The following is a 7,796-nucleotide window of genomic DNA, read 5'->3' as shown; positions in this document are numbered from 1 at the left end:
TTTCCCCCCCGCCACTAAGGCTTCTGGTACGACTAAGGTATCGATGAGATTTCCTGTGGGGAACAAACCACCGCTGTCATCACCCGCATCATCGGCAGGATCAATAAACTCAATTTGAATTTCTGCCGCCGGAAACGTCACGCCATCTAACTCAAAGTCGCCAGTTTCTTGTACTTCGCCATCAGTTATAGGTACATGGGCGATAATGGTTTTTTGAATATTGGCTTGCCAGATTTTTATGCTTAACAAACCATTTTGCGGGATTTTATCTTTATGAATAAAACCATTACTAATGGCAAAAGGTCCCACTGCTGCAGATAAATTGCCGCAATTACCACTCCAATCAACAAAGTCCTTATCAATAGCAACTTGACCAAACAAATAATCAACATCGTGATCGGCTTGAGTACTTTTGCTAATAATGACCACTTTACTGGTACTTGAGGTAGCACCGCCCATACCATCAGTGTGTTTGGCATAGGAATCAGGACTGCCAATCACCCGTTGCACCAGTATATCTCTTGCGTTCCCAGCTACTTGCGCATTCGTGGGTAAGTCTTGCAAACGGAAAAATACACCTTTACTGGTACCACCACGCAGGTATGTTGCTGGGATTTTTATTTGTGGCTTGAAACTCATTTCATCTATCTCTGTTGTTATGAGTTACGAGCATCGAGCCACGAGCTAAAAACTAAAAAAGCCTATGTCCCTGCTCTTGTTTTAGCTCGTCGCTCGAAGCTCGACACTCGCAGCTCTATATTTTAGCTTCCAAAAAATCTTGGGCAAAACGCTGCAACACACCACCGGCTTGATAAATCGATACTTCTTCGGCGGTATCTAAACGGCAATTTACCTCTATGGTAATTTGCTCACCACTGCGTCTGGTCATCACAACGTGCAAACGAGCTCCGGGCGCAATATCACCACTGACATCATAGGTTTCTGAGCCATCTATTTTATATGTATGACGGTTTTCACCAGCTTTAAATTCTAAGGGTAATACCCCCATACCCACCAAGTTAGTACGGTGAATACGCTCAAAACCTTCGGCAACTATGGCTTCAACTCCTGCTAAACGCACACCTTTGGCGGCCCAGTCACGAGATGAACCTTGGCCATAATCAGCGCCTGCAATGATGATCAAAGGCTGTTTACGTTGCATATAGGTTTCGATGGCTTCCCACATTCGCGTAACTTGCCCTTCAGGTTCAATACGAGTTAATGAGCCTTGTATTACCTTGCCCTTATCGTCTAAGGCCATTTCGTTTTTAAGCTTTGGATTAGCAAAAGTTGCACGTTGGGCGGTTAAATGATCGCCTCGGTGAGTGGCGTAAGAATTAAAGTCCTCTTCAGGTAAACCCATCTTGTGCAAGTATTCACCGGCCGCACTGTCCAGCATTATCGCATTTGACGGCGAAAGGTGATCGGTGGTGATGTTGTCACCCAATACCGCCAAAGCGCGCATTTGTTTCATACTACGTTCACCGGCTAAGGCGCCTTCCCAATAGGGAGGACGACGAATATAGGTACTTTGCGGGCGCCAATCATACTGGGGATTGATATGTTCGCCATATTCTACTTTTAAGTCGAACATGGGCTCATAAACCTTACGGAACTGCTCTGGTTTAACACTACTTTTAACTACAGCATCAATTTCAGCATCACTTGGCCACAAGTCAATCAAACGAATTTCTTTGCCATTGGCATCAAAGCCAAGCACATCTTTTTCAATATCAAAACGAATGGTACCGGCAATAGCATAAGCGACCACTAAGGGGGGTGAGGCTAAAAAGGCTTGGTCAGCATGGGGATGAATACGTCCATCAAAGTTACGATTACCCGACAGCACGGCTGTTGCATACAGTTTACGTTGTTTGATTTCTTCGGCGATAGCCGGATCTAAGGCACCACTCATGCCATTACAAGAGGTACAAGCAAAGGCCACTATGCCAAAACCCAGTTGCTCTAATTCAGGTAATAACTTGGCTTCTTCTAAGTACAATTGCACTGCTTTTGACCCAGGAGCCAATGAAGTCTTAACCCAAGGTTTACGCTGTAAACCCAATTTATTGGCATTACGAGCGATAAGACCAGCAGCAATCATATTGCGTGGATTACTAGTATTAGTGCAACTGGTGATAGCCGCGATGATCACTGCGCCATCCGGCATTAAATCTTGGTCGTTTTCAACCACTCCGCTAATACCACGTTGCGCCAATTCACTTACCGGTACACAGGCATGGGGATTGGATGGCCCGGCGATATTACGTACTACTGAACTTAAATCGAACTGCAATACACGTTCGTATTCAGCTTTAACCATGCTATCAGCCCACAAACCTGTGTGTTTAGCATAGGTCTCAACTAATTTAACTTGCGCATCTTCACGACCAGTTAAAGTGAGATAATCGATAGTTTGTTGGTCAATATAAAACATCGCCGCTGTGGCACCATACTCTGGGGTCATATTGGAGATGGTCGCGCGATCGCCCAAGGTAAGATGTTGGGTACCTTGGCCAAAAAATTCTAAATAGGACGACACTACTTTTTGTTCACGCAAAAACTGCGTTAACGCTAACACCAAATCTGTTGCAGTAATTCCTTCATGGGGTTTACCTGTCAGCTCTACCCCAATGATATCGGGCAAGCGCATATAAGAAGCGCGACCTAACATTACACTTTCAGCTTCTAGTCCACCCACGCCAATAGCAATAACCCCTAAGGCATCCACCATAGGCGTATGACTATCAGTGCCTACCAAAGTATCGGGGAAAGCAACACCATTACGGCTTTGCACCACGGGCGACATACGCTCAAGGTTGATTTGATGCAATATGCCATTGCCTTGGGGTATTACATCAACGTTTTTAAAGGCGGTTTTAGTCCAATTAATAAAATGGAAACGGTCTTCATTACGTCTGTCTTCAATGGCGCGATTTTTGGCAAAAGCATCTTTGTCAAAACCACCAAATTCCACCGCCAAAGAGTGATCTACCACTAATTGAGTAGGTACCACGGGATTTACTTGCGATGGATCGCCACCTTTTAACGCAATAGCGTCACGTAGACCGGCTAAATCCACTAAGGCGGTTTGACCTAAGATATCGTGGCAAACCACGCGGGCTGGAAACCACGGAAAGTCCAAGTCGCGTTTACGTTCAATAAGTTGCATTAGCGCCGCGTTTAATTGGCTAGGGTCACATCTGCGTACTAAGTTTTCTGCTAGGACCTTGGAGGTATAAGGCAAACCTGCATAAGCATCAGTTTTAAGATTATTAACTGCCGCTTCCGTATCAAAATAATCAAGCGTGGTGCCGGGTAGATTACGTCTAAATTGACTGTTCATTAGTTGGCTTCTCTGATTAAACTAGCGCTGAGCAATAGGAGTAACTTTACGTGGTTCTTCGCCGATATAGTCAGCACTTGGACGGATAATGCGGTTATTGGACCGTTGCTCCATCACGTGAGCCGCCCAACCTGTTAGGCGTGAACACACAAAAATGGGCGTGAATAACTTAGTGGGAATGCCCATAAAGTGATAAGCCGATGCGTGGAAAAAGTCCGCGTTACAAAAAAGTTTTTTGCTGTCCCACATAAATTCTTCACAGGCTACAGAGATGTCATACAAAGAGGTATCACCGTTTTCCTTGGCTAGTTTTTCTGACCAGGCTTTAATGATCACATTACGTGGGTCGGATGTACGATAGATAGCATGGCCAAAACCCATGATCTTTTCTTTACGTTCTAGCATGCCAGCCATTTGCGTTTTAGCATCAGCAGGTGAAGTGAATTTTTGGATCATATCCATCGCGGCTTCGTTAGCCCCACCATGTAAAGGACCTCGTAAAGTACCAATGGCTCCCGTGATACAAGAGAACATGTCTGAAAGGGTTGAGGCACAAACCCGAGCGGTAAAAGTTGAAGCATTAAACTCATGCTCAGCATACAAAATCAGTGAAACATCCATGACTTTTTGGTGTTGTGCCGAAGGAGCTTTACCATTTAATAAGGTTAAAAAGTGCCCTGCAATACTGTCTTCTTGCGTAACGCAATCAATTTCAACACCTTCATGACTGAAGCGATACCAGTAACACATGATCGCGGGAAAGGCCGCTAACAAACGATTGGCAGCATGGTTTTGCTGAGTAAAATCTTCTTCAGGCTCTAAGTTACCTAAAAACGAACAGCCCGTACGCATGACATCCATCGGATGGGCGCTGGCCGGTATACGCTGTAGCACTTCTTTAAGTGCTTGAGGTAGATCACGCAAGGCTTTAAGTTCGGTTTTGTATTTATCCAGTTGCTGCTGATTAGGTAATTCACCTTCAAACAACAAAAAAGCAACTTCTTCAAACGTGGCATTATCAGCCAAGTCTGCCACGTCATAACCGCGGTAAGTTAAGCCTGAACCGGATTTACCCACGGTACATAACGATGTTTCGCCCGCGCTTTGTCCACGTAATCCTGCACCACTTAATTTTTTATCAACCATTTTTGTGTCCTTTAATATTGTATGTAAGCTAAATGCTTACCTAGAAAGCGCAAAGGCGCTTATAAATTTTTTCCTGCTGAAAACAAACTATCCAGTTTTTGTTCAAAATCGTGGTAACCCAGATAATCATATAACTCGGCACGAGTTTGCATGGTGTCGATAACCTGTTTCTGATCACCCTGTTGCAAGATACTTTGATAGACGGTTTCGGCAGCTTTATTCATCGCTCTAAAAGCACTAAGCGGATACAGCACCATAGCTGCGCCCCACTCGCCTAATTGTTGTTTATTCCACAATTCGGTTTGACCAAACTCAGTTATATTAGCCAAAATGGGCACCTTTACTGCTTTAGCAAAAGCACGGTAGTGTTCTTCGGTTTTAATGGCTTCAGCAAAAATGCCATCAGCACCGGCATCAACACAGGCTTGGGCGCGATCAATGGCTCTGTCTAAACCTTCCTGTGCAAAAGCATCTGTACGCGCCATGATAAAAAAGCTCTCGTCGGTACGAGCATCCACAGCCGCTTTTATCCGGTCGACCATTTCACCTTGTGAAACAATCTCTTTATTAGGGCGATGACCACAACGTTTTTGCGCAACCTGATCTTCAATATGCACAGCGGCAGCGCCTGCTTTAATCATTTCTTTAACGGTACGGGCGATATTAAATGCCCCGCCCCAGCCCGTATCAATATCCACCAGCAAGGGTAAATCGCTAGTACTGGTAATACGACTAACATCAATCAATACATCATTCAGTGACGTCATTCCCAAGTCAGGTAAACCATAAGAAGCATTAGCCACGCCGGCACCCGATAGATAGATGGCCTGATGGCCCGCTTGTTTAGCCATAATGGCGCAATAAGCGTTAATGGTACCGACAATTTGTAAGGGTTTATTGTTTACTAAGGCCTGACGGAAACGTATGCCAGGTGATTTATTGTTAAAGCTTGTCATAGGGTATTCATCCGTTTTTCTACATTGAGGCGGGAAGCCGAAATATGCCGACGCATTAAGATTTCAGCCAGTTCACCATCTTTGTCTTCGATGGCTTGAATTATATTGTGGTGTTCACGAAAAGCTTTTTTAGCTCTAGGGCTGGCCATACCAAACTGGTAACGGTACATACGCACCAAGTAGTATAGTTCTTCACACAACAAGCGGATCAGCAAACCATTACCACTGCCGAATACAATTTTAAAGTGAAAGTCGAGGTCACCTTCTTTTTGATAGTAGGCTTCTCCCTGCTGTAGTGATTCGTTTTGTTCGTGTTGAGTCAGTAAGGATTTGAGCTCAGCAATTTGCTCAGCTGTCATGTTTTTAGCGGCGAGATTACAGGCCATGCCTTCTAAGGACTCACGTACGCGAAATATTTCTAGCAGTTTTTCTGTCGACAATGTGACTACGCGATAACCCACATTTGCTTTACGTTCTAATAAACCACAGCCTTCCAAACGGGATAAGGCATCACGAAGCGTACTGCGACTGATATCATAATGACGGGCCAACTCTGGCTCACTGATCTTGCTGCCCATAACCACAAGGCCTTCAACAATGCGCTGACGTAAATCAGTAAATACTAAATCAGCGCGAGTTGTTGCTACAGCGTTGGGGGATTTATCAGCGGTGTTGGCCATAATAAATTGTCGACAATTATTTAATAGATGGCCAGTCTATTCGTTTGATAACAAAGATCAACCATAATTGTCGACAATTATTAAAAACAACCACTATTTGCTAAGTGTTAACTACTCAAGACCTGCGACAATGCACTCACACAATATTCAACATTACGTTGATTAGCACCATAGCCCATTAAACCAATACGCCACACTTTACCGGCCAGGACACCTAAGCCAGCGCCTATCTCTAGGTCAAATTCATTCAATAAACGCGAGCGCACTAAGGCATCGTCGATACCGTCAGGAATACGTACCATATTGAGTTGAGGTAGACGGTCTTGTTCTTTCACCACAAACTCCAGACCTAAATCTTCTAAACCTGAGCGTAAAGTTTGATGCATCGCTGCATGTCTATCCCAAGCAGTTTGCAAACCTTCTTTATGCAAAATAAGTAAAGCTTCATGTAAAGCATAAATACTATTAACCGGCGCAGTATGATGATAAGCCCGTTTGGTACCCTGCCCCCAATAACCCATCACCAAATCCATGTCTAAAAACCAACTCTGTACTGGAGTTTGACGATTTTTAATCACCTTAATGGCAGTATCACTGAACGACACAGGTGATAAACCTGGTACACATGAGAGACATTTTTGCGTACCTGAATAAATCGCATCTATTTGCCACTCATCCACTGCCAGCTCTATACCACCTAATGAGGTCACTGCATCCACTATGGTTAAACACTCATATTGTTTAGCTAAAGCACAAATTGCTTGAGCGTCACTACGTACACCTGTCGAGGTTTCTGCATGCACAAAGGCTAGGGCTTTTGCATCAGGATGTTCTTTTAAGGCTTGTTCGAGTTTATTTAAATCTGTTGCTGTGCCCCAATCGTCTTGCACCATGATGGCTCGTCCACCACAACGCTGTACGTTCTGCTGCATGCGCCCGCCAAACACACCGTTTTGACATACGATGACCTTATCACCGGGTTCGACCAAATTAACAAATACGGCTTCCATACCAGCCGAACCAGGCGCAGATATCGGCATTGTGAGTGCATTTTTAGTTTGGAAAGCAAATTGTAAAAGCTGCTTGGTATTATCCATCAACTCAACAAACAGTGGGTCTAGGTGGCCTATGGTAGGCAAAGACAATGCTTGCAAAATACGTGGATCAACATCTGATGGACCAGGCCCCATCAAAGTGCGTTTAGGGGGGATAAAACTTTGGGTATTGATACTCATAATACTATCTTCTGCTGACTAAAAACCATGTGATAATCACAGTTATGAGGTTTACGTACAAGCACAACATAGTCGGCATAAAGAAGATAAATAACACTAGTTCAGCTATTAGATGCCTTGTGGATTTAACTGTAGAATAATTGTGCAAAACCACTTGATTAGTTGTGGATAACCCCCAACATAAAATGTAAGTAAAGTATTTTTACGAAACTTAAAAGAGCTATCATATTGAAAACTATATAAAATAAAAAACATTACAAAATTGTTTATTTTTTATACACAGTTGTTCTACAATTTAAGGCCGTTTCGAGATATTTACATCGTATTTGACTAATAATTTATTGAGATTTAAGTCGATATGAGTTTTACAGTTAGCGCACGGCTCTAAAAGAGAGCCATTCCCCTAAGCCCGAGCTAGTAATAGTTTCGGGCC

5 protein-coding genes and 1 pseudogene are annotated in these 7,796 nt (G+C 43.7%); all 6 read right to left on the bottom strand.

Annotation, left to right across the window (positions count from 1 at the left end; all coding sequences use genetic code 11):
- Nucleotides 1-639: pseudogene (locus AX660_RS09870) on the bottom strand (PrpF domain-containing protein); the annotation flags it as partial.
- Between the two features lie 115 nt (nt 640-754).
- Nucleotides 755-3,346, bottom strand: coding sequence for a Fe/S-dependent 2-methylisocitrate dehydratase AcnD (gene acnD, locus AX660_RS09865; protein ID WP_068376026.1), 2,592 nt, complete (start codon nt 3,344-3,346; stop codon nt 755-757).
- Between the two features lie 21 nt (nt 3,347-3,367).
- Complete coding sequence (prpC, locus tag AX660_RS09860; RefSeq protein ID WP_068376025.1) at nt 3,368-4,492, bottom strand: bifunctional 2-methylcitrate synthase/citrate synthase; 1,125 nt, start codon at nt 4,490-4,492, stop codon at nt 3,368-3,370.
- A gap of 59 nt (nt 4,493-4,551) precedes the next feature.
- Nucleotides 4,552-5,448, bottom strand: a complete 897-nt coding sequence (prpB, locus tag AX660_RS09855; RefSeq protein ID WP_068376023.1) for a methylisocitrate lyase — start codon at nt 5,446-5,448, stop codon at nt 4,552-4,554.
- Nucleotides 5,445-6,128: a GntR family transcriptional regulator gene (locus AX660_RS09850; protein WP_068376022.1), complete on the bottom strand. Its 684-nt coding sequence runs from the start codon at nt 6,126-6,128 to the stop codon at nt 5,445-5,447. Before AX660_RS09850 ends, prpB begins: the two co-directional genes overlap by 4 nt.
- Before the next feature lie 107 nt (nt 6,129-6,235).
- Nucleotides 6,236-7,363 (bottom strand): pyridoxal-phosphate-dependent aminotransferase family protein, encoded by a 1,128-nt coding sequence (locus AX660_RS09845; protein ID WP_068376020.1) that lies wholly within the window; start codon nt 7,361-7,363, stop codon nt 6,236-6,238.
- Between the last annotated feature and the right edge of the window lie 433 nt (nt 7,364-7,796).

This window comes from Paraglaciecola hydrolytica (assembly GCF_001565895.1).
Lineage (GTDB): Bacteria > Pseudomonadota > Gammaproteobacteria > Enterobacterales > Alteromonadaceae > Paraglaciecola > Paraglaciecola hydrolytica.
This window is presented reverse-complemented; position numbering and strand designations above follow the sequence as displayed.